Here is a 26,562-nt window from a genome sequence, read left to right on the forward strand (position 1 = left end):
TATTCCTCCTGGAACCTGTCCCGCGGCATTGCGGGGCTTTTTTCCGGATTGATTAAAACGGGACATCCTGCATGCACCCGCAAATTGCACAAATGATAGAAAAAATAAAAGCCAATACGCCGGCACTGCAAGCCGGTACAGCCCCAGGAGGCCTTATGACAAAAAACTTACTTGCCTTGATCGATGCTGAATCCAATAGCCCGAAGATAACCCCGGAGCAATATGCCGAGGCCGTCGCTCTATTGCTCAAAACCGCACAGTGCGATACCGGCGGCTCACGAGCTTCCGCTCAGGTATTGCTTTCGGCTTACAACAGCCATGCATTCCAACTCGGCATCACCGAATTGTGCAACCTGGACGCAGATCACTATGAAGCCGCCTTGGCCGTGATTCGCGGTCGGGTCGAACTGAGACACGAACCCCATGAAATGATCCAGGACGGACCGAAACATTTTGAGCAGCTCTGGGAACAATGGGAGCACTACAAATGCGGTAACCGGCACACGTTATAAGAGGATCGACATGCCTGGCAACTTATCCGAACAAATCAACGACTATCTTGACAGCATGGAGGACCGGGTCATAGACCCGATTGCCAAGGCCCTGCTGATCTCGGCAGCGGAAACAATGGACAGCTACCGGTTCATCATTTCCAGATCCGTATTCACAAATAACGACATGATGAAACAGATCGAGCACTGGGCTCCCAATCATTACAGCAATTTAATGGATGACGCATAATGAAACACAGACACCGAAAACATCAAAGACTGATCAACGAACTGATCATTGCATTCGACCGGACCGACCAGGCAAAACGCCGGGCACGCCTGGCGCGTCAACAGCGTGACATTCAGCCATTGCGCCGGATTTAACGATATGACCGCCCTAATTCCTTGCACTTGCGGGTACGGTAACGGTTACTACCATACTGCCCCGCTAGGACGCCACGAATACAACCCCGGCAAACCTGTTGCCATCGCCACGGCCAAGCTGGAGATCGACAGAGAGCCGGTTGCCAAAATTTACGGCCATATGGCCGGCGAGCACGCCGAGGCCTGGGCCTATATCAACGGCGTTAAACACCATAAACGATTCAGTTACGCAAGCAGCAAGGCCGACGCATTTGCCCAGGCGGTTAACTGGATCAGTAGCCTGAACAACCAAGCTGATATTTTTAATCTACAGGAACAATAACAATGGCTAAATCAAACATCAAAGAACAGATCAAGGAGCAGGTTGCCCACCTGCTGATGCGCAACAACAACGGCATGACAGAAAACGCCATCATCCAGCAAGTGACCGCCACCAGCAACGTCAGCGCCATTGCCGCGGCACTGAAGGAAATGGCCAACATCAGTGAAATACATCTTGACGACAAACGCTGGAAAATAACGCCCATCGGTTGGTCGATCTATTCGGATCCGAATAGCGACGAAATGCCGGAACCCTATATCGAGACCATACAGGCTCACCGCACACCGGATGGTCAACTACATACTTCCAAAGAAGACGCCGAAAACCACATGCTCAGGCAGCAGCTGCTGCCCCGCATTGACGATTTCATCAAACAGCTGGGTTCCGGGAAAAGGCAAAAGGGTTTGATCCGGCACTACATTACCCACTGGGAGAAATTCAAGCAGGATGATGCAGCATGACACATAAAGAACTTATAGAACAATTAAGCAAAACGGCCCAGGGAGAAAGTAAGGCGTCAATGGATCGCATTGCAACCCGAACTATTTATCTTATTAACCAAGAACTGAAAAGCACCGGAAAAGTAAAACTGCCAGGCATCAGCAAAGCATTGGTCGTTGAATCTGAAAATATCAAACAGGAGCAATCAGCATGAGAGACTTCGACCATTTGATCAAAATATCAGCCGCATCTTATTTGCCCGGCACCGACTGGCGCTTGTTGAAAGCGCAGCTGATGCAGGAATCCGGACTAAGAACTGATGCAAAATCCTCTGCCGGCGCTGAAGGAATCGCGCAATTCATGTCCCCAACATGGAGCGACATGAAACCGATATTGCGTAAAGAATTAGGTATCCTTGATGCAAGCCCGTTCAATCCATCTCATGCTATCCCAGCCTGTGCAATCTACATGCGCAAAATGTGGGATACCTGGACCTCGCCACGGCCGGAACTCGACCGCTACTGTCTGGCACTGGCATCTTATAACGCCGGCTCAGGAAATATTCTCAAAGCTCAAAAGCTGGGCAATGGAGCCAATGACTATGCATCAATCATTACTCAGCTGCACAGAGTTACCGGCCCGAGCAATGCACACGAAACACGCACTTATGTTGAGAAGATTTTTTCATATTGGGGGCAGTATGCGATTCAGGGGCGGCCTTGATGGCATAACGCATGAAATACACCTGTTTAGCTGTATATCACTAATGTCCTGAAATTTTATGACAAACTACGTAACAATCAGAAAATTTAGCGAGTTAACAGGTTACTCGGAAGATGCGATTCGGCATAAGATAAAGGATGGCACTTGGTTAGAGAATAGTGTCTGGGTAAAGGCCGCCGATGGCCGCATTTTAATCAGTATCAACGGGTATGAAACATGGGTAGAGATGGGAATGGCGTCAAAGCAGCGTCAGCAACAACGATTGAAATCACGTTCACGTACAAAGGAATCAGGTGCAGAGAGCGCATTAAACTTAAGCCCACTGCCCCTAACTTAGCAAAAGCCGAGCGGCATCGTGCCGCCGTGCTACATGCCATTGCCAATGACACGTTCGATTATGAAGTCACCTTCCCTGGCAGCAAAAACATCGCCAAGTTTACCGACAAGCCGCAACTGACTGTTGAAAAATATTTGAATGAATGGCTTGCCGGTAAACAGCCTCAAATTAAGTCATCGACATACAACGATTACGTCAAAACGATTCGCATCATTAATGAGCAGTTCGGCGCCATGCAGCTTGTTGAGCTTAAGCGCAAGCCGATCGCGGAATGGGCCAGCAGTTTGGGTTGTAGTAATAAACGAATATCAAACCTTATCAGTCCATTGCGTGCAGCGCTAACAGATGCCGTGCATCATGAGCTGATTGATATCAATCCGATTGCCGGCTGGACCTATAAAAAATCCATGCCGCCCAAATCATCAGATGTTGAGCCATTCACCAAAGATGAGCAGGAGTTAATTCTGGCCAACCTGGTCGGGCAGGGAAAAAATATAATTCAGTTTGCCTTCTGGACAGGCCTTCGGACATCTGAATTGATCGAATTGGAATGGGGTGATATCGATTGGGTTAGGAGCATCGTTAGAGTTGAACGGGCCAAGACACAATATGCCAACCAGGCTGAGACAACCAAGACCAAATCTGGCGAGCGTGACGTGAAATTATTACCTCCTGCCCTTGCCGCTTTGACGGCACAGAAAGCGTTTACGTTTCTTCAGGACGGCAAAGTATTCCATAATCCAAGAACGGGAGAGCCCTGGACAGGCGATCAGCCGCTCAGAAAAACGCTATGGATACCGGCATTAAAGAAAGCCGGGATTCGCTATCGTCGGCCCTATCAGACCCGACATACATTCGCATCAATGATGCTGAGCGCCGGCGAACCATTGGCATGGGTGTCAAAACAATTGGGGCATTCTAATGTGCTAATGACGGCCAAAGTTTATGCTACCTGGATTCCGGATAGTCAACCAGAGGCTGGATTAAAAGCCGTGCAATTATTTGGAAAGACAGGCTAAAAATGTTGGCTTTAATGTTGTCATTCAGCGCCAACAAATGCCAATTAATGCCAATATAAAGGATGTTTTTTGAAATTGAAGCCCCGAAAATCAGGGCTATCAAGGGTGAATTGGTGGAGGCGGCGGGAATTGAACCCGCGTCCGCAAGCACTCCGCCATAAGGTCTACATGCTTATCCCGCGCTTTTGATTTAACTGTTGACTACCCGTCGGGCCAAGAGGATCAACAGCGATTTCGATTGGATTTAACGCTTCAGGCTCCGAACTAAGCCCTGACGCGATCTTATGTAATATGATCCCTGAATGTTCCGAAGAACTCTGCGCGCATAAGCACACGCAGTCAGAGAAGTGGTGCAGGTTTTAAGCTGCTAAAGCCACTGAGTAGTTTTCGTCGTTTGCGAATACTTTTTTTCTGTAGGATTTACGAGGTGTACAGTCCTCGGCATGCACTTAAGGTTTTGCTACCCACGTCGAAGCCAGGTCGCCCCCTTAACTTGTGTATTGTAATTGATATGAGTCAATTATGCTAAAAAGATTCCCTTCATTTAAAAAAAATTTCAATTATCTGAAATCCGCTCATTCAATCAACATTCTGGTTAACAGACCTTTGTCCTCTTGCGATAGTTCCTTGGGCTTGCCGCCCGTTTCGCACTGCTCGATGATGCCGCCTATCCGACTGATCTGTTCGGAATGTTGTTGGCTGAAATTTTCTATAATGTCCGCCACTTCGTATTCGATCATGCTGAGCCCGTTCATCAGGCCTTTGTTAAGTCCTCGTAAGGCACTTTTTTCCAGTGAAGGTTTCATTTTCTTCAAAATAAAAAATGGCGTCAGCCAGGTTATGGCGATCAGCAAAGTGCTATGAATGGCGAAATTCACGCCCAGATACGCTTCATTGCCTGCCTCGCTGGTGTAATACACCATGAAAACCCGGTAACCGACCCAGATGATGGCCGCCAGCGGCAGTATGATTTCGCACAGACGCACGAATTTTAAAAAGGCGCGATGCATGACATTGCCGGGATTGGCCAGCGCCTGCCGTACGGCCAGTTCACTCTGGGCCTGAATGATTTTCGGCGCCTTTTCGCGGATTGCGGCCAGCTGTTTTTTAAGCGGTGCAACCGGGATGCCCTGCTGGTCGACGCTCAGAATGAACTCATCCAGACCGTCTTCAAAACGCGCGCCGGCCCATTCGTCCCATAATTGCACGTCCGTGCGCGATGAGTATTTGCCGGTAGCCGGATTGGTGATCAAATCGGCGGCATGTTCGGCATAGTAATTGGCGACTTGCTGTATCGGCCAGACGAAACCCTGCTGCAGGGTGTCGGCGGTGCGTTGCCATTGCTCTTGCCACAGTTGCGGCGTGTGCTGGACGGCCTGCCTGGAACCCAGCGACGGCATATGGCTTTGCAGTTTTTGTTTGAGGTCATCCTTGCGGATTTGCAGGCCTCTCAGCTCGAGCTGCTGGATCACGTGTTCGGTCGCCAGCGATTCAATCGTGGCTTTTAATGATTCGAACTCATCGTCTTGCGGGTAATCCGCGCAGACCGTTTTATAGATGATCGGTTCTTCAAATCCGGCCTTGTGCAGTTGCTGCCTGAAGTCCTGATATTGGGCAATCTGGCCCCGATCCCACTGATTCAGCACAAACAGCCAGGCATGGCGTCCGCCTTCGGCGAGCAGCAGGCGCCAGGCTTTTTCATCCCTGTAGCGCTCGGGGCTGACGACATAAACGAGTACGTCGATATGCGGCAGCCATTCCAGAACCAGTTGTTTGTTGCTCTGTTCGGTGCTGTCGAAATCGGGCATATCGATCCAGATGATGTTTTTTTTCGATTCATCATCGTGCTGGGCTATCTTGATGCGCTCGACAGGCAATTTATCGGGCAGGTTCCTGATGGCAACGCTATGGTGGTGGAACAACGTGACTTCGCGCGATGTCGGCCTTTCCACGCCGGTCCGGGCGACCGCCTGGCCGGCCAGGCGGTTTAACAATGTGCTCTTGCCCACGCCGGTGCCGCCCATGAAGGCCACGATCAAGGGCCTGGAGCCGCTATGCTCGAACAGGGTATCGGGCGTTCGCGCGTCAAACTCGCTTAACTGCCGCGCCGACTCCTGGCCGATCCAGCCGGCGGCCGCGGCTTGCTCGGCCCAGCGTTTTGTTTGTTCTACTAAGTCAGAGTATTCGTAAGCCATGTCGCTTTTCTTTGAGTTGGTGTTCGGCCGCCTGCAGCTGCTCGGGCTCAATATTAAACTGTGTAAGATGCGTTAATTGCTTGGGCAGTTCGGCAAGTTTTCTGCCCATACTATCAATAAACAGGGTCTGCTTGACGGTGGTTAGCTGGTGTTGTTTCAATTCCGCCTCGACTCGGTTCATATAACCGCCGATGGCGCTTTCGGCCAACAAAGACGTGACGGTCAGCATGGCCGGCGCAATGATCAGATCATGCATGCCTATGCCGCCGGTGTTCAACGCCAGCGCAATGGCGGCCGCATCGGTGGTGACGCGCGTGGCCCGCAGGCTGTTCAGGACCACGGGCTTTTCCTGCAGCTTGTGATACAGCTGTTGAGCGGTGTTTTCCACGTCCTGCTGAAAAGCTATATGATAGCTTTTCGCGGCATTGTTGAAATCCCGCAAGATGTCCGGCCGTCGGCTGCGCAACAGGCTGCCGGCTTCTTTCCACCATTGGTTGTGCCGGTTCTGTTCCGCCTTGTCCAGGAGCCGGTCGGCCATCTGGATCAGCATGTGTTCGGCTAACTGGTTCAACAGGGCGACTTCATGGCTGCTGTCGGCAATGTGCCGCCTTTTGCGGCCCAGCTTCATGACTTGCCTGACCGGCCAGGTCAACACCCTGCGCGTGCCGGCCAAAACGCCGGCCAGGCCTGGTATCTCCAGCAGGCGCAGCAACTCCGCCAAGGCGTATTTGAAGGTCTCGTAATGATGCGGATGATCCAGGAAATCCCGCCGGTAACTGTCCAGTGCCTGCTTCATCAGTTGATCGACCAGTTCCTGCCAGTCTGCCAGCGCCTGGTGCTCGGCGACCACCGGCTCAACCCATTCACGCCAGTGTTTTTGCAGCAATTCCTGTTCGTAGCGCGCCTGTTTTTTATGGCTGACCTTGTTAACCATCTGAACCAGCAGCTGCCGCCGGGATTCCGGCCAGACCGGCTGTCCCGTCTGCTTTTGGTAATACAACGGCACGACTTCGGGAAATTCATCCTTTCTGGCCTGCTGCCATTTATCCTTCAGCGAATGAATCAGCAGGGATTCGGAACCTTCGACGAGCTTGTTCAGGCAGATAATGGTCGGCTGATGCAGGTCCTCGAGCACGGACATGATGTCCCAGACCGATTGATCGGCGTATTTTTCCTTGCTGACCGCCAGCACAATGATATCGGCCAGGGCAATCGTCCGGATCAGCCCTTCGCGATAATTGGCGGCGTCTATCGAATCAAAATCGGGCGTATCCCAAAGCACGCAGGGCGGTAAATACGCCGAATCGGTGGCATTTTCAGTCAATAGATAGCAGTCATACCGGTCAATCGGCACCTGCCCTTGCCGCAATTGCTGGAAGCGGCCGAAATAACGCTGTAAATCGCTGCATTCCTTCAGGCTGATCTCGTTGCAGAAGCCTTCGGGATGAACGGTATAGCCCGCCAACGGACTCACTCCGGCGATGTTGCTGTTTAATAATAAGTTGACAAGTGAACTCTTTCCTGCCTGCGTCGGACCAATAACTGTGATCTGCAACGGATGGCCTGGCCCGGATGCCAGAAGCTGGCCTTTACGCATAAAGGCCTCCGCCAAAATGAGCTGGTCTATCCGCTGTCGATAGCTTGTCTCTATGGACTCATTGCCCGGTTGACTCAATATGGCCAGATAACGCTGTTTTAATAATTGGATAAATTCCAGCATAGAAAGTTAGCTTGGGTTTATAATAACCGACCATTTTACTTTGTTTGGTCACAGGGTGTAATGCAATAATTATAAATAACGCTACATGGACCCGTACTTAAACTTCGAGGTTATCTATATGAAGAAACTGTCTACTCTTCTAATTTTTCTCAGCTGCGCAACATTAATCGCCTGCGGTAAAGGCCAGGAAATAAACGGCCACAACACCCGCACCGCCTACAAATCGGTAAAATCGATTAAAAATCGTCTGCCTACCGACAAACGCATTGAATTTGAAGTCTCTTTCTGGACCATCCGTGATGCCATAAAAGACAACGATGAATTTCTTGATAAGGTTGACGGCAAGGCTCCCGAAGAAATCATCGCCATAGGCAAGGAAATTTATCAACAACGCAAAAATGCCGGCATTGCCGCCTACACCCAGTATTCCAGCTGGGAGGAAATGATTGCCAAATTCGGCCAGGAGCGGATTGATCAGGAAAGGCACACGCCTAAGGATCCTCGCGACAAATCCAACGATATTCTCTACAAGTTATAACATCATCGGTCAGGCAACGCCTTTTGTTCAACCAGGGTCGAAACAAACTGATTCGCTTCGGCGATGGTTTGTTCCATCGCATAAATCAATTGCGATATGTCGATGCCGATTTCAATAAACTCATGCCTCAATGCCGCAATGGCCTGCGCATTGAGGTTATGCTTAAGGTATAGCACCTGATCCTTGAAAGCCAGCAGCACCGGCTGAATCTTGGCTTCGGCTTTGCGCATGGATTTGATCAGCCGGGCATAGTTTTGCCGGGCGGCCTTCAACTGCTGCCTGCTCAGGTTACGCAAAGAGCGGTTGGTGTATTCGCCAAGCTCCTTTTCCCATTCGATAAACAGCGCTTCGCTGACGTCCTCTATGGCTTTGATCCTGTCGCTGACGGCCTCGGATTTGGCGCGGCAGAACTGGTACTGCCTGTTTAACAGATTGTACTTATGATCCAGCGTGGTTTCGTTGACGCTGACCAGCGACTTGAATCGCTCCAGCGCATCCTCGAATTCATCCCGGGTATCCTGCAGACTGGCACAGGCATGCTCAACCTGGGAGACGACGATGGTACGCTTGTGATCGCCGATCGATTCCCGGGCGCTGTAATAAACATTGCGGAATTTTTTTGAGAAAAAGCTACTGAGTGAATCGAATGATTTTTTTATCAAAAAACTCGATAACGATTTGTTGTATTCGGACATTATAAACTTCGATGATTAATGATTTTTACTGTAAACGGCGCCTGCGCTATAAAGCCGCAAAATGCCTTATCAACGATATCCTGCTCGGCAAGTTTACCGATGTCGGGCCTGACGTCAATCACGGCTGACTTTACCAGAATCAGCTCATCCGCCGAAAGCGCTTCGGCTAGCCAGGCGGCCAGACTATCCGATGTAATGTCCCAACTGGCCTCGATGCCCGCCTTGTCAAGTTCGCCGATATCGGGCGACCAGATCACGATTTTTTTTTCGGCCCATTGCGCCTGAATACCGGCAACCGAACCGGCAATCGAAAAATCAGGCTTGAGTCCCTTAAACAGTAAAGCCATCTGCTGCATGGCCAGCAGCGCCATCGCATGCGCCGTGCCGTCGTCGAACCGCCAGTGCCGCTGGGCCAGCCTGACCTGATCGGCAAACGCGCCGCCGCCGGGCACAATCACCGCGCCGTCAGGCCAGGTTCGTTCGATGGTATTCAGACAGGAAACCAGCGCCCCGGACTCGGCCAGGCTGCCGCCCAGCTTGACAACGATCATTCCGACGTAAACCGCTGCAGCAGTCTGATCATCGCCGCCGCCTTGTCAAAGCACTCCTGATATTCATCTTCCATGACCGAATCGTTGACGATGCCGCCGCCGGCCCAGAAACGGATCGTATGCCCCGAATGCACCAGCGTTCTGATCGTGATACTGGTGTCCATATTGCCGTCGAATCCCAGGTAGCCGATGGACCCGCAATAAACGCCGCGCCGGTGAGGTTCGATTTCTTCGATGATTTCCATGGCGCGAATCTTGGGCGCGCCGGTAATCGACCCGCCCGGAAAACAGCTTCTCAGCAAATCCAGCGCATGCCGGTTGTCGGCCAACTCGCCGGTGACGGTACTGACCAGATGATGCACGGTGGCATAACTTTCCACATCAAACAGAACCGGTACCTTGACCGACCCTTTTTTACAGGTCTTGCTCAGGTCATTGCGCAGCAAATCAACGATCATGACATTTTCGGCCCTGTCCTTTTTGCTGTCTTGCAGCAGCTGTATCTGCCGCCGGTCTTCGGCGGCATCCTGTTTGCGCGGGCGCGTGCCCTTGATCGGCTTGGTTTCCACAATGCCGTCGGTAAGCTTTAAAAAGCGCTCCGGCGACGAACTGAGAATTTGCGCCTCGGGCAGGTTCAGATAGCCGCTGAACGGCGCGGCATTTAATTCGCGCAACACCCGATAAGCGGCCCAGGGATCGCCCTCGCAATCGGCCGCGAAGCGCTGCGTCAGGTTTACCTGATAGCAATCGCCTTCTTTCAGGTAATGCTTGATGCGTTCAAAAGCCCTGGCATAAGCCGCCTTGTCCATATTGGCTTTAATATCGCCGGTCACCCTGAACGGTTCATCGGGGCGCGGGGTCGGCAACCGGCTGAACTGCTCGATTAAAGCCTGCCGTTTCCGGTCATCGGCAACGTGCCCGACCAACGTGCTTTTTTGCCGCGCATGATCGATGACAAGCGCCCATTCATAGATGCCTACGGCCATTTCCGCGATATGTTCGGCGTCCTCGGCGATAACCGGCAGCTTTTCCAGACGGCGAGCCAGATCATAGGAAAAATAACCGATGGCTCCGCCGTTGAAAGGCACGCCGTCAATGGCGGGAAACGCCGGATTCAGCTGCCGCTTGAGCAACAGGAAAGGATCCTCGGCGGATTGCACCGAAACGCCGTTTTGCGTGATTTCGGTCGTATCGCCATGGGTGACCAGCGTGCAGATCGGGTCGGCCGCGATAATATCGTACCGGCCCTGTTTGCTGTAAGGATAACCGCTATCGAGAAAAACCGACCAGGGACGGCTGGCAATCGGGGCAAAAAGTTCTGCGCTGTTATGAAAATAAGGGAGCGGAAAATTAAATTGTTTCGATGACGACATTTAAGTTGTGTCTAGTTGGAAAACGGATTAGCAAATGGTGCACGCGTCGCACAGTCGGTTGAATGGATTGTGAGGGGCATCGGCAAATGAATATCCAGATTGTGATTTTATAACAGCCGCCCGATTTAACAAAACTCTCTGGCCAGACAGGCAACTGCGACGGCCGGCGCGCAATCGGCGGCAGACAACCCCATCCGGACAGGCGCAACCCGGAATAAGTCACTGAAATCAAGGTAAGGATGCCCCAGATTCAGCGCGACCTGCCTGACCAGAAAACGCCCTACGCCGGCGCCGATCAAGGGACTGCCCTGGGGGAGCGCATGGCGCGACAGCTGTCTTTCACAACCCCGCTGGATTTTTTGCAACTGTTGCGAGCGAATATGCAGGGCGAATTGCCGCCAGCGCGGCAGTTCCTCGGCTTTAAAATCGCAGCCTATCATGCGCGATAAGCGCCTGGCGCTGGCCATCACGGTTTTTTCGGCGCCATCGGCCGTATCGGCCAGGTCATGCACCTCATTGAGCTCGCCGGTGACGCGATAAACATCGGCCATCGTGGCGAAATACTCGGCCATCAAGCCGATTTCGCGGCCTTTATCGAACGCCATCTGCGCCACGGCCATGACCGCCGTCCTGATAATGCCGGTATAAACCAGTTCCTCCGACATCAGACGCTGGTAATCAGTATAGCCTTCCGCCCGCACCTGTTGGCCGTGCAGCAGCAGAATATCGGTCGTGGTGCTGCCTATGTCGACGAACAAACCGTTGTCGAGCTTGTGCGCGGCAAACGAAGCGCTGGCCAGCCAGTTGGCTGATGCGATCGCCTCATAATGCGTTTCCTTAATGGCCTCCAGCTCGATCATGCCTTCCCTGCCGGCGAAAACCAGAACCTTGTCCCCGGGTATCAGCGCTTTCACGGCCTCGATGATTTGCCGGACGCCGTCATCCCTGTTCTCGAACAAATCGACCAGCTCGCCGGTCATGGTCACGGCATGCCGGCACCCGGCGGCCGGCAATTGCAGTAAAATCGCGTTGACCGCCTGATGCAGCCGATCCAGGCCCATCCATAAAGGGCAAGCCTGCTGAAACACATCGATAATGTCGCCGGCCTCATCAATAATGGCCGCCTTGACATGAGCCCCGCCTATATCCCAACCGACACTGTTAAGCTGCATCTGATTCCCTTACCTTTATAGTAATAGCCTGATTACGCACCGGATGTAATTGCGGCTCGCCGCCCAGCAGCCGCAACACCTGTTCCGCGACATTAATGCCGAGGCCCTGGCCGATGCCCGCAAATGACGTGGTCAGGCGCGGATTGATTTCCAGCACATGGATCCGCTCCGCCGTCTCGATCAGATCGATGCCCGCATAGCCCCATAAATCGGGGAAAGCCCGGGCGATGTCCGCCGCCAATTTCAGATACGGGCCGGTGCCGGCCTGATAATTGACCACGCATTCCGTTAACCGGTACTGGTTATCGACAATTTCGAAACGCTGCAAATTAACGCATATCAGCCAAGCCCGCCCCTGCTTGAACAAACACGATAGGCTGGTTTTTTCCCCCTGAACATGAGGTTGAAAAATAAACCGCGCTTTATCCCGCGCCTGTAACGAGCATGCCGCGAAGTCCTCGCGGCTGGTGATCAAATAGCTTTCACCGCAGCCCACGCCATCGATGGATTTGACCATCCATTCTCCGGCACAATAATCAACCTCATCGAACAAGCGCGTCGCAACAGTCGTGATATCGTGCCGCCTGAGCCGTTCATAGGTCCTGAGTTTATTGCCGGCCAGGGCCACGGCACCAGCCGGCGAGCTCAATAAAGCCCTGCCGGACTGCTCAACCGCTTGACACAGCGCCTGTAAAATCCCGTCGAATTCCGGCGCGACCGGCCATGCCGCATCGCACTGCGCGGCCAGCCGGGTGAATTCCTGCATAACCTCATGTTCCGGCCGGATAGCAATCGCCGCCATGCCGGACGTGTCTATCGTGTCTATCAGCCGCTCATCAAGCATCACAACCGGTTCGACGCCTTCCAGGGCGGATAAATTATCGAGCAGGGCCTGCAGCATCAAGCGACCTTCGCGCACTAGCGAGCCCGGCAGCGCCTGCTTATTAAAACCGCCGCCCGTGATATACTCAAACACCAGAATTTTCACAATCAAAACAACCAGCAAAAGATGATAGCCATTACGGCTGATGAATTTTGCCTATTGTATCATTTACAGGACACCCTGCGTTTTACGGCATAACAGATAGCCATGAATATAATCCCGGTCATCGACTTGAAAGACGGTGTCGTCGTGCATGCCAGACAGGGCCTGCGCGATCAATACCAGCCGATCAACACCGGCTTGTGCCGCTCATCGGATATCGACAGCGTCATCGAGGCATTTTTAAGCCTTCACGCGTTCTCCACTTTTTATATCGCCGATCTCAATGCGATTACGCGGCAAGGCAGCCATGAACCGTTAATCAATAAGGTGCTGATCCGTTTTCCCATGCTGACCTTTTGGATAGACAGCGGCCATCAGCCAGGCGAACGATATGCAGGCCGGCCCGGCAATTCCGTGCCGGTGCTGGGCAGCGAATCCTTTTGCGACGAAACCATCGATGAGCTTAAGGCTTTCAACAATAACTTCATTCTGTCCCTGGATTATTCGCCGACCGACGCGCTGGGGGCAAAATCCCTGTTTCACAGACCGGACTTGTGGCCCGATCGCATTATCATCATGACGCTGGCGCGCGTGGGCAGCCATAGCGGCCCCGACCTCGACAAACTCACCCGCTTTTGTCGGCAGTACCCGGATAAACACTTTATCGCCGCGGGCGGCGTCCGGAATAAACAGGATTTAACGGCCTTGAGTGACATAGGCATCAGGCATGCCCTGATGGCCAGCGCGCTGCATTCAGGGCACCTGAGCGCCGGCGATATCAAAAACCTTCAGACAAAAAAATACCCCGACGAGTCGGGGTATTTTTGATATTCCCAGAAACTAAGTAAATCTTAGTTAGCAGCGAATGGATGTACTGCAGTTGCTTTACCTTCAACAACTTCTTTAGCTGTAGGCAGGCCAGCAACAGCGCGAGCGATAGCTTCTTTAGTCGCTTCGTAGTTGTACTGTTGGATCTTAGCGTCGTCTTCAGCAGCCCAGTGGATGAATACACCAACAGAGATGAACAGATCGTCAGCTTCGTTTGCTGGGATTGTGCCGTTTTCAACAGAGTCAGCAACAGCCATGGCAACACCACGTTGTGCAGGGCCAAACATTTGAACCGCTTGTTTAGAACCTTTGATAGTTACTTTGTTGAACATAACAGTTGAAGGCTTAACCATCAGGTTAGGTGCAACAACCGCTAACAGGCTGGAAAAACCGTCTTTGTTGTTTGTCAAGCAGTTAGCGAACGCGCTTTCAGCAGCAGAACCTCTAGGACCGATCATCAGGTCGATGTGAGCAACTTCGTTGCCTTCACCCACCAAAGATTCACCAACGCGCAAGTTATTGATTTTAGCCATGCTTATTTTCCCCTGTGTAGAAAAAAAATGAAAAAAGTTTAGATTAAATCCAAGGACATTAAATGTCAGATATTTGCTTTTAAAACAAATTCGTTGTCGAAGACTAATTGAAAAAGTTAAAGATTCTCAATTAAATCCTCTAAAAATACTGTCAGCACAGTTGCTACAGTCAAATCAGCCGTTGTGCCCGGGTTAATCCCATCAAGCTTAAATTCCCGATCGATGCGATAAAGCAATGGCTTAAGTCGCTCCGGATTATCAGTTTTGGAAAACTCCTCGTTAAGCAGAACCATCCTGGCCGCAACTAATTCGGAGTACTTGTCTCCGAATTTTCTTTCGATATGACTATCAGGAAATTGACTGAGCAAAGCGGCATATACTGCAACCGCGGCCCAATTTCGGTCTCCCCACCGAGTGAAGTGCGCATTATACCTCAAAACTGAAAATTCGAAAATATCTTTATAATCCGTAGCGTATTGCAACGCGATGCGATCTTTGGGGGCAGCTATTTTCATGGCCTCGGTCAAGGTCACGGATGCCTTGTCACTGACATCCTGCTCCTCGGACTCGCCCAACCCACCTGGCGATGCCAGGGTGATGGCCTTAAAAACCCAATCGGCATCTTCAATTGTGGTCGTGGCGATAACATCGCGCAACGCCTGCCTCAGCGATACGCCAGGGCCGCAACGGTTGACCGCCTGGATCAACGGCGCGCACAGCAATAGAATTCCCAAATTGGTATTGCAACCTACCGCTTCCCGTGTCGCCTTGACGGCATAATAGATTTTTTCGCCCAGCGAATAATCCGGATTGCACAGAGGCGGCGCACTGACTTCGGCGCTGACCCTGAAATCCGCCACGGTCATATCATGGCCACCGGCATAAACACTGACATTGCCGGGCTTGAAGGCCTGCAATTCCACTTCGCAGGCCAACCGGTACAGATCACTCAGGCGTTTTGCGGAAATCATGAGACAGCGGCAACCAGTTCAGGCCGGTTTTGATCGAGATATCGGGTTATCAGATCGTCCACCAGCAATTCGGCGATATTGACATCGCAAACACTCTCCAGGCCTTTCCAGGCCGGAATGCTGTTTATTTCAATAATGGTGTAATTGCCTTCCCGGTCGCGAATGATATCCACGCCGGCGTAATCCATGGCCAGCGCATGCGTTGCCCTGACCGCCAGATCCGCCATTTGGGGATCCAGATCGATCACTTCGCATTGCGCGCCGCGCGCGACATTGTTCAGCCAAAACTTGCCGCGCCTGCGCATGGCCGCAACCGCACGGCCGTTGATCACGAAGACGCGATGATCGGAAAAGCCCACGCCGTCGCAATGCACAAAGCGTTGCAGATAATAAACGCCATGACTGCTGGTCAGCCAGAACAGGTCGGTCATTTTTTCAATACGCCGGATGCCCTCGCCTTGCGAACCGAACAGCGGCTTGCTGATCAACAGATTGCCGTTGCTCAATTCTTCCTCGGCAATGCTCAAGGCCAGTTCCCTGTCCCGCGAGATCCAGGTCACAGGCGTCGGCAGCCCCGCATTGCGCAACAGAAAGCTGGTCATGCCCTTATCGACGCTGCGCTCAACGGCCTTCCCGTCATTGTAGACGGGAATACTCATCGCCTTTAAGGCATGCAGAACATCCAGATACATCACGACTTCTTCCAATGAACCGCCCGGCACGCCGCGAACGAAGGCGGCATCGGGCAGCGCCTGCTCGAACCCGGGTATCGAAACCGGCATCTGTCCGGGCTCGATGGTAAAACCGCACTCGGTTAACGAGACAAATTCGCAGTCGTAACCCCGGCCGGCGAAAGCAAGACGCAACTGCTTGCCGTGCCAGCCCGGATCATCGGTAAAAATTGCTATGCGACTCACACGCGTACTCTCAAAAATGAAAAGCCGGGTTGGACAACCCGATGGAGGCCGCAAGGCGCCATTGGCGCCTTGCGGCAGGATGACCGGGCGTTTTAGGCGCCGAAAGACTGATCCAGCAAGGCATTGTCGAGCTTGCCGGCGCGGAAGCTTTTGCCGGACTCGACCGCCGTCACGATAACGCTGGCCGGACTGAACAGCATGGCGTCGATTTTAAAGAAATCGTATTCATACTGTTTAAAAATATCGGCGAAAGGCTTGCCGTAATCCTTGGACGTTGAACTGGGCAGTTCCCGCGCCAGTTTTTCGGCATCCTCGTCGCTGCCCTTGACGAAGATATGCACCTGGCCCGCGAACAGAATCGCATCGTTAGTGCGCCCCATGGCCTTGACAAAATTCGGATGCGGCGGACAAACCGGCGCGCTGCCGCTGCCGTCGATAATGTTTTCCAGCGGAAAATGCAGGGCATGCGCCTTGTGCATGGCTACTTCCAGCACCCGCGCCACCACCTGAACGCCGCCGGCCAGGCTGCTGGTCGGCGTGACAATGATCGTCAATCTGGAAGGATCGACCTTGCAGGCGGCCGCGACTTTTTCCACGAGCTCGACAGGCGGAACCGCATCATTCTCGATCACCAGTACGGTCGACTCGGCCTCGTCGCGATACTCCAGTTCCTTGTAAAGCTCCTCCACCGGCTCTTCCTTGCCGTCTTTTACTTTAGTCGCCATGGCACGGGCCGGCCCCGAACCCAAGGCGTAATATTTTTCATGCGACAGGCTCCAGCCCGCGTATTGACTGCCCAGACAGCCCAGCACCGGGTTGCCGGTATGGACGTTGACGGTCAATGGCCAGTTAGCCGTATATGGGCTTTGGCTGATCGTGACAGTGCCCATGCCGCCGAGACAGATTTCAGCAATGATGCGCCCGGCTTCGATGCCGCCCGGCACGTTAATACCGGCATCAACGATTGTGCAGCCATTTGCCAGTTTTTCTACATGGATTCTTAATTTATCGGCGTTATCAATCAGTTGCTTGACTAATGGCTGAGTCAATTTATTAACGCTTGCTGTATATTCCATATCGGTCGATACCTTGATTTAATTTATTAACAATAATCTGCTGCCTAGTCGCCAGCTTTTCCCACACCCGCCGCGACTTTTTCGAGTGCGCAATGATACTGCAAATCGGCTGTTTTATGCCAATTAATGCACCGGATTCAGGCCGATCCAGGCACCATGGCGGCCATGCGAACGGGTCGGGAATACGCAACTCCGATGACGCGTAAATAACCCGATAGCCCGTATAGCCCGCCTGCCCGAATGGCCCGCCAAGCAACTCGCCCTGGCTGGCCTTGATGTGCCTGATCAGCAAATCCTGATCGTATAACTGCATGCTGGCCGGCGGACGCGCATTGATTTCCAGCACGTAAATTCGTTCCCCTGACCGGATGAAATCGAGCGAATTCAAACCCTTGATCGCAAAAATCGGTACCAGTTTTTTTAGCCAGTCCTTTATCAGCGCTTTATGCGCATCGTGCAACGAACAATCATTGCTGATGCCCGAAAATACGAACGCCTGCGCATCATCCAGGGCCTCTGTCCATTGCCTGTTAAAGCCGACGACCTGCGCGTTGCTGCCATCAGCCAGAAACAGCACGGAATTTTGCTCGCCTTCGACATAGCGCTGCCAGTAAACCGATGCCGAAGCTATCGCGTCTCCGGCATGCCAGCGCTTGATGCCTATGCCGCCCCGCCCCTGATGCGGCTTTACCAGCCAATCCCCATCGGATGCCGGCACATCAAACGAAACGGCCGGATAAGGAATCTTTAAGCGCTCGAGACAGGAAAAAAACGTTTTCTTATCCTGAACGCCTGTAAACACCTCGACAGCATTGCCGAGAAGATTCAACCGATCGCCCAGATAATGCAGACTCTCCGGATGACATTCAAAACCGCCGCCATAAACAACCTGGGCAACACCATGATGCTTGATGAAATCGTCCACGGCCGCCGCGATGTCGGCCTCGGCCAATGAATCGACCTGACGGAATGCCTCGGCGCAGGCTCTGGTATCCTGATCGGCGAACAGATCGATGACTAAAGGCTTCAGCCCGGACGCTTTCGCCGCCTGCGCCAACATGCGCGCGGAACCGGCGATAACGAGAAGAGACTCAGGAATGACCGTGCCGACCGTCACCGGGACAACAACGATGCCTACATGACAAAAACGTCGCCGCCGTTATTACGGGCACTGGCAACCGTAAAACTCAGATTATCAAAATGAGCGAACTCCTGCCCGGCATGCCTGACCAGGGATTCCGCAAAATGCGCGCCGTCCACCGCGCAAAAGCCGGTAGGCCCCCAAGAAGTCTGGCCGATGGCGACGGCGCCCTGGCGTTCAAACCAATCCATCACTTCGGCCACTTCCGGACTGGTGAAAACGCCGCCCTGCGCCGCGGCGAAATGCTCTCCGACCGACCTTTGCAGCTGCGTGATGACATCGCCGAACTTGACGATGTCATTCTCCGCCACGGCCGGCAAGCCCTGCATCAACAACAGATAACATAAGCGCGCGGCTTCCTGGCTGGAAAAGGGCGGCAATACGGCAAAAGCCTGGGTTTCCTGATGACCATGCAGCCCCTGCCCGCGCTGGTCGAAGACAAGAATAAAGCGCCAATCCTCGGGCACATCCATATGCACCAGCACCGGCGGCGTGACCGTTTTTTCGCCCCGGCCGCCGTCGACCACCAGGCCGCCCTGTTCAAAAATGCCGATACCGATACCGGAGCGCATGCCTCTGTCGGTCAACTGGGCGATTTCGCGAACCGTCAGCCCCAAGCCGTAAAACGCGTTCAAGGCGGAACCTATCGCAAGGGACATTTGCGTGCCCGAGCCCAGCCCGACATGTTCGGGGATAGCCGCTTCAATCGTGATATTCAGCTTATCGGATACGTCCAGCGTCCGGCACAGCATGGCCGTACATTTTTTGGCTCGCTGCGCGGCGGGTCCAGTGACGGTGCATTGCTCGGCCCTGGTTATCGACAAACGCGTGCTGATTTCATTAAGCGCGATGCCAATGCTGCCGAAATGACGGCCCAATGATCCGCTTAAATCGATGAACCCCATATGCAATCTCGCGGGGGCAATTACTGAGACTTTAGAATGTTGTACTTTCAAAAGTTATAAATCGCTTGTGGCAGATAAGTGGCGGAAATTATACATGATCAAACTCTCATGTGAACAAAGGAAGCGGTTTTTAAATGTCGGCGCGGACTTAAAGCGACAAACACAAAATGGCCTCGACAGTCTGTGCCAAACCTGAAGGGTTTGATTACTCGTTCCCGCGCTCCTGAGACTGTGAAAGTATTCAATTTAAAAGATTTAACCACGAAGGACACGAAGCACACGAAGTTTTAAGTTATTGATTAATTTTATTTTTTCTTCGTGTCCTTCGTGATCTTCGTGGTGAATAAGGCTTTTTATGACGCTTTTCACTAATTCTTTCACAGTCTGTCCTGCGTGGGAATGCATACCGAGGCTGTGTTCACCACGAAGATCACGAACGGCCGCATGGACAGATATTTGCTCCTCGGTAGACAGTCCATGCCAAACCTGAAAGGCTTGATGGCGGGGTATTCACATTTGCCTTATTTGGCGCAGTGCGAATGAATTCGCACCTACAGAGACGCTATGATTTCTCCTGTGGGCCGATCGGTGCGGCAACGGGGATAAATCCGTTGATTACATCGGCCAATTGCGCCAGGTCATTCATCATGACATCGCACAACTCGCGTGTGTGCGGATCGACGGGCAGGATCGACGGAATCAGCACCGAAAACGCGCCGGCTCTGGACGCCGCCTCAATGCCGGCATGAGAATCCTCGACCACCAGGCAACGGCTGATAGGTACGTTCAGCAACGCCGCCGCTTTCAGGAAAATCTCGGGCGAGGGCTTGCCCTGGCGCACATGATCACGCGTGACAATCGTTGAAAAAACATCCCTGATGCCGGCGGATTCAAGGCATTGATACGCATTGAGCATGGGGCTGTTGGTGGCCAGGCAATAAGGAATGCCCTGCCCGGCAATCAGGTCAAGCAATTGCCTGAAGCCTTTTTTCGTGTTGATCCCATGGGTATTGACGTATTGATGCCAATAATCGGTACTTAACCGGGCGAATGTTTTCAGATCGAAATCCGCCCCGCAAAAAGCCATCAACCGCTGCTCGACAACCTCGGAATGCAACCCCGACATGGACAGGCAAAACGCTTCCGGAAATTCGTACCCCATGGCGCCGGCCGCCTGCTGCCAGGCAGCCACATACGTGGTTTCGGTATCCAGAACCAGGCCGTCCATATCGAAAATAACCGCGCTGAAATCAGGTAACTTATGCATCCGGCGGTTGAATAACCTTAATATATTCGCCATGGGCTTCCCGGCTGGAACCGACGACGATACGTTTGAGCCCCTGCTCTTCCTGTTCCAGCCGCCCCGATACCTCCACCGTTTCGCCGCGCAAAGCCTGCCCCGTATAAGTGGCGGTAAAACTGACGACCCTTTGGATGTACTTATGAGCCACTTTAAATTCGGCGGGATAATCAAACGCGCGCGTATCGTCGGTGACCTCGCATTGCAGCGTAACCGACTCGCCTTTTTGGAAATTGACCAATTCCGGCTTAGCCTCGTTTTCAATAAAATTCAAATCAAACTTGCGCCCGTTAATGATTCCCTTATTGGATTTGCGCCGTTCGTGCCAGACGTATTCGTCAAAACTCAACGCGCATGAGCGGCGCTGATAGGATTGCCGCCAGTCATCGCCATTGAGATCCTGCAAATGGCCCAGTCGGATCAGCTCGCGCGTAATCGCCCTGGCTTCATGGAAAACATTGCGCCCGTAACAGACCAGATCGATATCGGAACTGTGCTGCTGAACGCCGATCAGCAACGAGCCAGTCACCCCGATCTTCATTAAATCCAGCCCCTGCTTCCGGAATAAATGGCACAACTGGAGCAAATCCTGCTCAACCGTATCCGGCGACTTCGAGCGCGTGATATGCCGCAGCCGGTGCTGGGGTTGGTGATGCCTGACTATGCGTATTACCGCCACCGCATGCAAATGCGCATCCAAAACACTGGAATAATGCAGATAATCGGGATGATGCTGTGCCAGCAGGGCGTTGGCCTGGTCGGTGTCATATTTTTTCCAGCCCGAGGCTTCCCTTACGTAACGTAAAAAACACAACACCTTGCCCTGTTCCAGGCCTTGCGCCACCACGGCAAAAATCAGCCCTTCGGCCGTTTCGATAAAATCTTTGGGATAAAACATGAATTACAATTTAAGGGCTTATGACGTCTGGTCGATCTTACATCAATATAAAGGTGAATTATTGTACCGGATACGCCGCAACGATACAGCAACTCTTGGATAGTCTTGTTCATCGTCAGCCGGTTAGAGGCATTTTGTATTGGGACGGTTCATTCATTTTTTGTCCGCGCGCAATGGCAGGGTCGAATGCACTTGCGCTCCATGGTTGTTCGGCCCAAGCCCCAAAATCGGCCGCATCGGCCGCCGCTTAGGATTCGGTTAAAAATAACTTTCTGATTTTTTTGCTGAAAATCAGCGCTTATGTAGGGGCGAATTCATTCGCCCCTGGGCGACTAAAGTCGCCCCCACATCTAAAAATTCAGGGAAGTTATTTCTCACCTTATCCTTAGATATCAAGATCGATACCCGATTTGCCCGGCGCCAGGATATTGTTCGGGTCGAGCGCACGCTTGAGCGTCTTGTTGACCTCGCGCTGCACCGGACCGAAGCTATTGGCGACGCGATCCATGAACGCGGTATTGACCCGGTACACGCCATAGCCGTTTTTCTCGAACTCACCCAGCAGTTCGGCGAAACAGTCATGGGCGCGGGACATCTCCTCGGTATCGGTGCGGTCAAACAGCACATCGATGACATGGTGCAAGGCGCGCTGAGTGAGGATGAACTCGCCGACATAGTCCAGTCCGTGCTTGTTGAGAATCCGGGTCGCCAGCTCGACCTGCTTGACCGTCTCCGAGCCCTTGGCCTGGCTCAACGGCGCGAACCACATGGACCCTCCGCCGCCGCGCCAGTTGTACAGGCCGAACTCGGTCAGGGTCATGTTGCCGCGCATCAGGTCGGCGCGGTACTTAAACGCCGGGTCATTGCCGGCATGATCCTCGGTGATGATCTCGCCCTTCCCCAACTTCTTGATACTGTCAATGACGATCCGCCAGTTGACCTCGACTTGCTCGTGGGTGCCGTACAGCGCGCCATAGGCAGTCCAGGCACCGATATTATGCTCGTCGCGGATACGCTGGATGACGTCCTTGGAAGTCGCGCCTTTCTCCGTGGTGTAATCGGATCGGCGCACCGTGACGCTGGCCTCGTACAGGGTGCCGGCGAATACCACGCCATTCGGAATAATGCCGTTGATGCTCAACGGCCGGAACATCTCCACCAGATCCTTGATATCCTCATCCTTCCTGAACTTGACCGCGAATGGCCTGAAGACATCCGGCTGCGGCATCAGCCAGAGCCCCATCTTGGTCACAATGCCGAAATTAGACTGGGTGAAAATACCGTCCAGGTACGGACCGTACCCCCACTTGAACACCTGCCAGGTATTGGAGTCCCTGACGCCGCCCATGCCGGTGCGCAGCACTTTGCCGTTGGCCAGCACCACTTCCATGCCGCACTGAAACATAAAATGCTCGGCATAAGGCGTATAGCCGATGCCGCGATCCAGGGTGTTGCCGACCGGGCCCACGATCGCGGACGGCGCCGGCGGATCGACCCACAGCTTGTAGCCCTTCTCCTTGATGTGATCGGCCAGCTGCTGATAAGTCACGCCCGGCTCGACCAGGGCCGTGCACAGGTCCGGGTCGATCTCGATGATCTTATTCATCTTCTTCAGGTCCAGAATGATCTGGCCGCGATGATGTGGCGCGGCAGTGCCGTAGCCGAAGTTGTGGCCGGTGGACACGGTCCACACCGGGATCTTGTGCTCGTTGCAAATCCTCACAACGCCCTGCACCTGTTCCACGTTGGTAGCGGTCAGGACGGCGGAGGCCGCGTGCCCGGCTTCATCCACCGACATCATGATCTTCATGTAAGGCACCAGCTGCTCTTGCTTGACCAGAACGTTCTCGTTGCCGAGCAACTGGCGGAACTGCTGGACCGCATTATGGAACGCCTGCGATTCAACTCCCGGAGGAAGTATGGCGTAGTTTTGTTCAGTCATTGATTTGACTCCTTCAAGTCTCGATCGCGAAAGAAACGAAATTTCCGGCCAAGGGCGGCCGAGTACCGACGGACGGCGGCATCCAAGCGGATAGTTCGGCATCCGGCGCGGCCAGGATAAATCCAAGCGCCGCGGCCCATCGGTCCGAATCGCCCGCCGCGCCGTTGTGGGGCCGGGCCGCCAGCTCGAAAGATGTCTCGGCGTGGTGCGGGCGCTGTTCGCTAAGGCTGAAACCGGCGCCGCAGGCGCTCAGCTGCCGGCCCAACCGCATCGCGCAGCCCCGTGTTGACTCGGTGCTGAGCAGCCGATGGCGCGAGTGTCCGGAACTGGCCGCATGATAACCCAGCCACGGCACGCGGGCGCCCGAGGCGCGCGCCAACTCGACGATCAGCGCGGCGCTGGCGTCATCGACCAGACCGATGATCCTGGTCGGCTGCCCGGAGCGCAGCAACTGATTGAAATCCCGCACGAACCCCATGCCGTGGTCCGTGCGCTGCACCCGCAGGAACTCACCCGGCACCGTCTCGGCAATGCCCTGGAGGAACGCCGAGCGTTCGACCGCGCCGCTGACCAGCGCCAGAACCGGCCGGCTTTGGACACCGGCCGCAGCCCGGGCCAAAGCCCGGCCCGGGCGCGCCATGAGCACACCGGCGAAACCGCCCAGGGCGATGCCCTTAATAAAGGAACGACGTGTAACATGCATGGCAAACTCCTTATTGCTGCGGCGGCGCGGATTGCGACACATACTCGGCAAGACGCTGCAAGGTCTTGTCATCGATGAAGGCGGAGGAAAAGGCCGGCATCGCCTTCCAGCCGTGTCGGACCCAGGCGGCAATATACGTCGGCGTCAACTGCCGACCCTTGATTACCGGCCCAACCCCGACGTCATGGCAATAAGCACAGATTTTGGCGTAGACTTGTTCCTCGTTTCGCCATTTGTCATCCTCTTTAGCGAAGGCGGAAACCGAAAGCAAAGCGAGAAAAACAGCGGCGCAGGCCGCGAAAATCCACTTTCCGCACCGACAGGTCATGGACAAGGACATTTTCGTGCTCCTCTGGGCTTGATGAAAAATTCATGAAAGCTGACTTCACCGCTACAGAACGGATAGGCGCGCGGGGTTCATTGCATATCGACATATCGTTGGCATGCGTCATGCCGGCCCGACCGCTTGCGCAAAGCGCGCGCCGCGTTCCAGATTAGCGGAAAAAGCTATACAACCTGTAACCGGACGCGTTCGCCAGCACCAGCGCGTCCGCTTCATTTTTGGCGCACAGAATCGACACGATCGGCCCGAAGATTCTTCGAGGACCGGCGCACTGCCGGGCGATACCTCGTTACACACATGCGCCGGCTCGCCAACGGAGCCATCCGAACGCCCCCGCCTTCAGGCGGCGGACATGCGCGATGCAACGCTCGACTAAGGTGTCATGCGGACGGGCATCGACAATGATGCGATTGATGCTGAAATAAATCCGCCCGGACACAGAAAACGCCCGAACACTGCTGCGATGCGGCCGATACCGCAACCCGCCGGCGTCGAACCGGAAAATGATGAAATAAGCCGGAGCCGCGGATGCCCGACAACCCGACAAAGTGATCGCCGATTTCACTGCCCGCGCCAACCGTCACATTAAGAATGCCCACAGGCCGGCCTCCCCGGAGATCTTCCTAACAGCAAGTCTCCCGCTCTCCGGCGTATCGCCCGCCGGCTTGACCACGGCGGCGTTGCCCTGCTCTCCGGCGCGAGCGAGCGCTGGATCAGATGCAAAGGGAAATGGCGCAGGCTGATGATGTCGATCACGCCCAACGACCGGCAATTGATCCGGTTATCTTTGCCGGCAATGTCCGCACGCAGAATGCGGCCGGAGGCATGATAAGGAAACGAAATCGCATCAAGCGTGACGCCCCGCGCGCTTTGTCCTTCAATGATCGCTTTCAAACGCGACGAACCCGCTTCATCGATCAGCCTCGGAATGATGTCCTCGCGGCGGGCATCGAAAATCCGCATCGCCTTAAGCAGCACCTCAGCGCGGATCACCGGTGCCGCAGCCGCCCCGGCTTTCTGCGCCGCGCCCGCCGATTCATAAGCCTCATCCTGCGCGGACGCCAGCAACATCACGACCAGGGTCTGGCCATTAAAAGGATTGGTATTTATCAGATTGTGACTGGAACGGCCGGCGCGCCACCGCCCGCCAATCGGCAGGACTTCAAACCCGGAACAGGCCCCGGCCGACTGCCATGTATCGCCCATAATGCGACTCCTGTTTAAATTTGTGACTGCACCAGACTCAGGGCGTTTGTGTCTGATATTGCTGTGTTACATTTTTAAACTGTCCGCGAGTGTGCATACATAGCTCCTCATTGTCAAATTTTGCTGTGCTGCCGGTGTGTCAAGTTAAGCTGTGGATGGGGTGTTTTTTTTGAATAGTTTGGGGATTTTTTTCATGGCGAGGTTTGTTTTTATGGGTATGGAGACAGATTGAAGCGGGGCGTAGCAGGTTATCATCAAGTTCATCCCCACGGGCGTGGGGAACAGTTAGCTATGCCTAGAATTTTATTATTCGTCGCCGGTTCATCCCCACGGGCGTGGGGAACAGCCGGCGTTGGCCTTGGCGGCCTGGATGACGCGCGGTTCATCCCCACGGGCGTGGGGAACAGTCACATTTTTAGAATCTGGATTATAAGGCGGCCGGTTCATCCCCACGGGCGTGGGGAACAGATACCGGCAGCGATTGAGCGCCGGACACAGACCGGTTCATCCCCACGGGCGTGGGGAACAGCGCAAACAACGCGGCATCAGAAGACAGAGTCGCGGTTCATCCCCACGGGCGTGGGGAACAGATTAAATTAGCAATGTGCGCTTTAACATCTAGCGGTTCATCCCCACGGGCGTGGGGAACAGCCATCATGATTGCCAACCGCGCATTGAAAAACCGGTTCATCCCCACGGGCGTGGGGAACAGATGTGTGCCAATGTCATCCGCTTTAATAATGCCGGTTCATCCCCACGGGCGTGGGGAACAGGACTGGGTGGTTCCGCTCCAGTCCGATCTGGACGGTTCATCCCCACGGGCGTGGGGAACAGAATAAAATTAAAATACAGA

At 53.8% G+C, this 26,562-nt stretch carries 30 protein-coding genes, 1 other RNA gene and 1 CRISPR repeat array (1 of these 32 only partly in view); of the genes, 10 read left to right on the top strand and 21 right to left on the bottom strand.

Features of this window, described 5'->3' with window-relative positions:
• Positions 1–155 precede the first annotated feature (155 nt).
• From METMA_RS0122070 to METMA_RS0122105, 8 genes are all read left to right on the top strand, one after another.
• Positions 156–512 (top strand): DUF7673 family protein, encoded by a 357-nt coding sequence (locus METMA_RS0122070; protein ID WP_027147537.1) that lies wholly within the window; start codon positions 156–158, stop codon positions 510–512.
• A 10-nt stretch (positions 513–522) separates the two neighbouring features.
• A complete protein-coding gene (locus METMA_RS0122075) occupies positions 523–741 on the top strand; it encodes a hypothetical protein (protein ID WP_020161296.1) in 219 nt (72 codons plus the stop codon).
• Positions 741–875: a hypothetical protein gene (locus tag METMA_RS28090; protein WP_020161297.1), complete on the top strand. Its 135-nt coding sequence runs from the start codon at positions 741–743 to the stop codon at positions 873–875. Before METMA_RS0122075 ends, METMA_RS28090 begins: the two co-directional genes overlap by 1 nt.
• Before the next feature lie 4 nt (positions 876–879).
• The gene (locus METMA_RS0122085) at positions 880–1,197 is read left to right on the top strand and encodes a hypothetical protein (RefSeq protein ID WP_020161298.1); all 318 of its coding nucleotides are present in this window, start codon (positions 880–882) and stop codon (positions 1,195–1,197) included.
• Between the two features lie 2 nt (positions 1,198–1,199).
• Positions 1,200–1,658: a hypothetical protein gene (locus METMA_RS0122090; protein ID WP_020161299.1), complete on the top strand. Its 459-nt coding sequence runs from the start codon at positions 1,200–1,202 to the stop codon at positions 1,656–1,658.
• Complete coding sequence (locus tag METMA_RS0122095) at positions 1,655–1,852, top strand: HU family DNA-binding protein (protein ID WP_020161300.1); 198 nt, start codon at positions 1,655–1,657, stop codon at positions 1,850–1,852. The genes METMA_RS0122090 and METMA_RS0122095 overlap by 4 nt, the downstream gene beginning before the upstream one ends.
• Positions 1,849–2,361: a transglycosylase SLT domain-containing protein gene (locus tag METMA_RS0122100; protein WP_020161301.1), complete on the top strand. Its 513-nt coding sequence runs from the start codon at positions 1,849–1,851 to the stop codon at positions 2,359–2,361. Before METMA_RS0122095 ends, METMA_RS0122100 begins: the two co-directional genes overlap by 4 nt.
• A gap of 216 nt (positions 2,362–2,577) precedes the next feature.
• Positions 2,578–3,717 (top strand): tyrosine-type recombinase/integrase, encoded by a 1,140-nt coding sequence (locus METMA_RS0122105; protein ID WP_084254168.1) that lies wholly within the window; start codon positions 2,578–2,580, stop codon positions 3,715–3,717.
• A 111-nt stretch (positions 3,718–3,828) separates the two neighbouring features.
• Here METMA_RS0122105 and ssrA read toward each other — a convergent pair.
• The 3 genes from ssrA to METMA_RS0122115 form a co-directional block, all read right to left on the bottom strand.
• Positions 3,829–4,205, bottom strand: a transfer-messenger RNA (tmRNA) gene (gene ssrA / locus METMA_RS26705).
• Positions 4,206–4,292: 87 nt separating this feature from the next.
• Positions 4,293–5,912, bottom strand: a complete 1,620-nt coding sequence (locus METMA_RS0122110; RefSeq protein WP_020161304.1) for a GTPase — start codon at positions 5,910–5,912, stop codon at positions 4,293–4,295.
• Positions 5,893–7,632 (bottom strand): GTPase, encoded by a 1,740-nt coding sequence (locus tag METMA_RS0122115; protein ID WP_020161305.1) that lies wholly within the window; start codon positions 7,630–7,632, stop codon positions 5,893–5,895. Before METMA_RS0122115 ends, METMA_RS0122110 begins: the two co-directional genes overlap by 20 nt.
• A 118-nt stretch (positions 7,633–7,750) precedes the next feature.
• On the opposite strand from METMA_RS0122115, the gene METMA_RS0122120 reads away from it, so the two are divergent.
• The gene (locus METMA_RS0122120; protein WP_027147540.1) at positions 7,751–8,170 is read left to right on the top strand and encodes a hypothetical protein; all 420 of its coding nucleotides are present in this window, start codon (positions 7,751–7,753) and stop codon (positions 8,168–8,170) included.
• Positions 8,171–8,172: 2 nt separating this feature from the next.
• Here the strand turns inward: METMA_RS0122120 and METMA_RS0122125 are convergent, their stop codons facing one another.
• The 5 genes from METMA_RS0122125 to METMA_RS0122145 form a co-directional block, all read right to left on the bottom strand.
• On the bottom strand, positions 8,173–8,865 hold the full coding sequence (locus METMA_RS0122125) for a DUF2959 domain-containing protein (RefSeq protein WP_020161307.1): 693 nt from the start codon (positions 8,863–8,865) through the stop codon (positions 8,173–8,175).
• Entirely contained in the window at positions 8,865–9,416 is a 552-nt protein-coding gene (locus METMA_RS0122130; protein WP_020161308.1) for an amino acid kinase family protein, read from the bottom strand. Before METMA_RS0122130 ends, METMA_RS0122125 begins: the two co-directional genes overlap by 1 nt.
• Positions 9,413–10,789 carry an aminodeoxychorismate synthase component I gene (gene pabB / locus METMA_RS0122135; protein ID WP_020161309.1) on the bottom strand — a complete coding sequence of 459 codons (1,377 nt, stop codon included), beginning with the start codon at positions 10,787–10,789 and terminating at the stop codon, positions 9,413–9,415. Before pabB ends, METMA_RS0122130 begins: the two co-directional genes overlap by 4 nt.
• A gap of 125 nt (positions 10,790–10,914) precedes the next feature.
• A complete protein-coding gene (locus tag METMA_RS0122140; RefSeq protein WP_020161310.1) occupies positions 10,915–11,961 on the bottom strand; it encodes a hydantoinase/oxoprolinase family protein in 1,047 nt (348 codons plus the stop codon).
• Complete coding sequence (locus METMA_RS0122145) at positions 11,951–12,937, bottom strand: ATP-grasp domain-containing protein (RefSeq protein WP_232216411.1); 987 nt, start codon at positions 12,935–12,937, stop codon at positions 11,951–11,953. Before METMA_RS0122145 ends, METMA_RS0122140 begins: the two co-directional genes overlap by 11 nt.
• Before the next feature lie 114 nt (positions 12,938–13,051).
• Here METMA_RS0122145 and METMA_RS0122150 point away from each other — a divergent pair, with 114 nt between their 5' ends.
• Entirely contained in the window at positions 13,052–13,774 is a 723-nt protein-coding gene (locus METMA_RS0122150) for a HisA/HisF-related TIM barrel protein (protein WP_020161312.1), read from the top strand.
• 23 nt (positions 13,775–13,797) lie between these two features.
• On the opposite strand, the gene fae is transcribed toward METMA_RS0122150, so the two are convergent.
• The 13 genes from fae to METMA_RS26000 form a co-directional block, all read right to left on the bottom strand.
• A complete protein-coding gene (gene fae / locus METMA_RS0122155; protein WP_020161313.1) occupies positions 13,798–14,307 on the bottom strand; it encodes a formaldehyde-activating enzyme in 510 nt (169 codons plus the stop codon).
• Positions 14,308–14,423: 116 nt separating this feature from the next.
• Complete coding sequence (locus METMA_RS0122160) at positions 14,424–15,278, bottom strand: triphosphoribosyl-dephospho-CoA synthase (protein WP_020161314.1); 855 nt, start codon at positions 15,276–15,278, stop codon at positions 14,424–14,426.
• Positions 15,275–16,195 (bottom strand): ATP-grasp domain-containing protein, encoded by a 921-nt coding sequence (locus METMA_RS0122165; RefSeq protein ID WP_020161315.1) that lies wholly within the window; start codon positions 16,193–16,195, stop codon positions 15,275–15,277. The genes METMA_RS0122160 and METMA_RS0122165 overlap by 4 nt, the downstream gene beginning before the upstream one ends.
• Before the next feature lie 92 nt (positions 16,196–16,287).
• Entirely contained in the window at positions 16,288–17,271 is a 984-nt protein-coding gene (gene mch / locus METMA_RS0122170; RefSeq protein ID WP_020161316.1) for a methenyltetrahydromethanopterin cyclohydrolase, read from the bottom strand.
• Complete coding sequence (locus METMA_RS0122175; RefSeq protein WP_232216412.1) at positions 17,249–18,388, bottom strand: ATP-grasp domain-containing protein; 1,140 nt, start codon at positions 18,386–18,388, stop codon at positions 17,249–17,251. Before METMA_RS0122175 ends, mch begins: the two co-directional genes overlap by 23 nt.
• A 17-nt stretch (positions 18,389–18,405) precedes the next feature.
• Positions 18,406–19,317 carry a beta-ribofuranosylaminobenzene 5'-phosphate synthase family protein gene (locus tag METMA_RS0122180; RefSeq protein WP_020161318.1) on the bottom strand — a complete coding sequence of 304 codons (912 nt, stop codon included), beginning with the start codon at positions 19,315–19,317 and terminating at the stop codon, positions 18,406–18,408.
• 562 nt (positions 19,318–19,879) lie between these two features.
• On the bottom strand, positions 19,880–20,584 hold the full coding sequence (locus METMA_RS0122185; protein WP_020161319.1) for an HAD family hydrolase: 705 nt from the start codon (positions 20,582–20,584) through the stop codon (positions 19,880–19,882).
• Positions 20,577–21,515 carry a hypothetical protein gene (locus METMA_RS0122190; protein ID WP_020161320.1) on the bottom strand — a complete coding sequence of 313 codons (939 nt, stop codon included), beginning with the start codon at positions 21,513–21,515 and terminating at the stop codon, positions 20,577–20,579. The genes METMA_RS0122185 and METMA_RS0122190 overlap by 8 nt, the downstream gene beginning before the upstream one ends.
• Positions 21,516–21,900: 385 nt before the next feature.
• Positions 21,901–23,457, bottom strand: a complete 1,557-nt coding sequence (locus METMA_RS0122195) for an FAD-binding oxidoreductase (protein ID WP_020161321.1) — start codon at positions 23,455–23,457, stop codon at positions 21,901–21,903.
• Positions 23,458–23,470: 13 nt separating this feature from the next.
• Complete coding sequence (locus METMA_RS0122200; RefSeq protein WP_020161322.1) at positions 23,471–24,160, bottom strand: hypothetical protein; 690 nt, start codon at positions 24,158–24,160, stop codon at positions 23,471–23,473.
• Between the two features lie 10 nt (positions 24,161–24,170).
• Positions 24,171–24,500 (bottom strand): c-type cytochrome, encoded by a 330-nt coding sequence (locus METMA_RS0122205; RefSeq protein ID WP_020161323.1) that lies wholly within the window; start codon positions 24,498–24,500, stop codon positions 24,171–24,173.
• A 292-nt stretch (positions 24,501–24,792) separates the two neighbouring features.
• Positions 24,793–25,068, bottom strand: coding sequence for a hypothetical protein (locus METMA_RS25995; RefSeq protein ID WP_051114373.1), 276 nt, complete (start codon positions 25,066–25,068; stop codon positions 24,793–24,795).
• 20 nt (positions 25,069–25,088) lie between these two features.
• Positions 25,089–25,709, bottom strand: coding sequence for an aldehyde dehydrogenase family protein (locus METMA_RS26000; RefSeq protein ID WP_027147541.1), 621 nt, complete (start codon positions 25,707–25,709; stop codon positions 25,089–25,091).
• A gap of 256 nt (positions 25,710–25,965) precedes the next feature.
• Positions 25,966–26,562: direct repeats of the CRISPR family, unit length 29 nt; unit sequence CGGTTCATCCCCACGGGCGTGGGGAACAG; it runs 1,689 nt beyond the window's last position.

Origin of the sequence: Methylobacter marinus A45, from assembly GCF_000383855.1 — a bacterium.
GTDB lineage: Bacteria > Pseudomonadota > Gammaproteobacteria > Methylococcales > Methylomonadaceae > Methylobacter > Methylobacter marinus.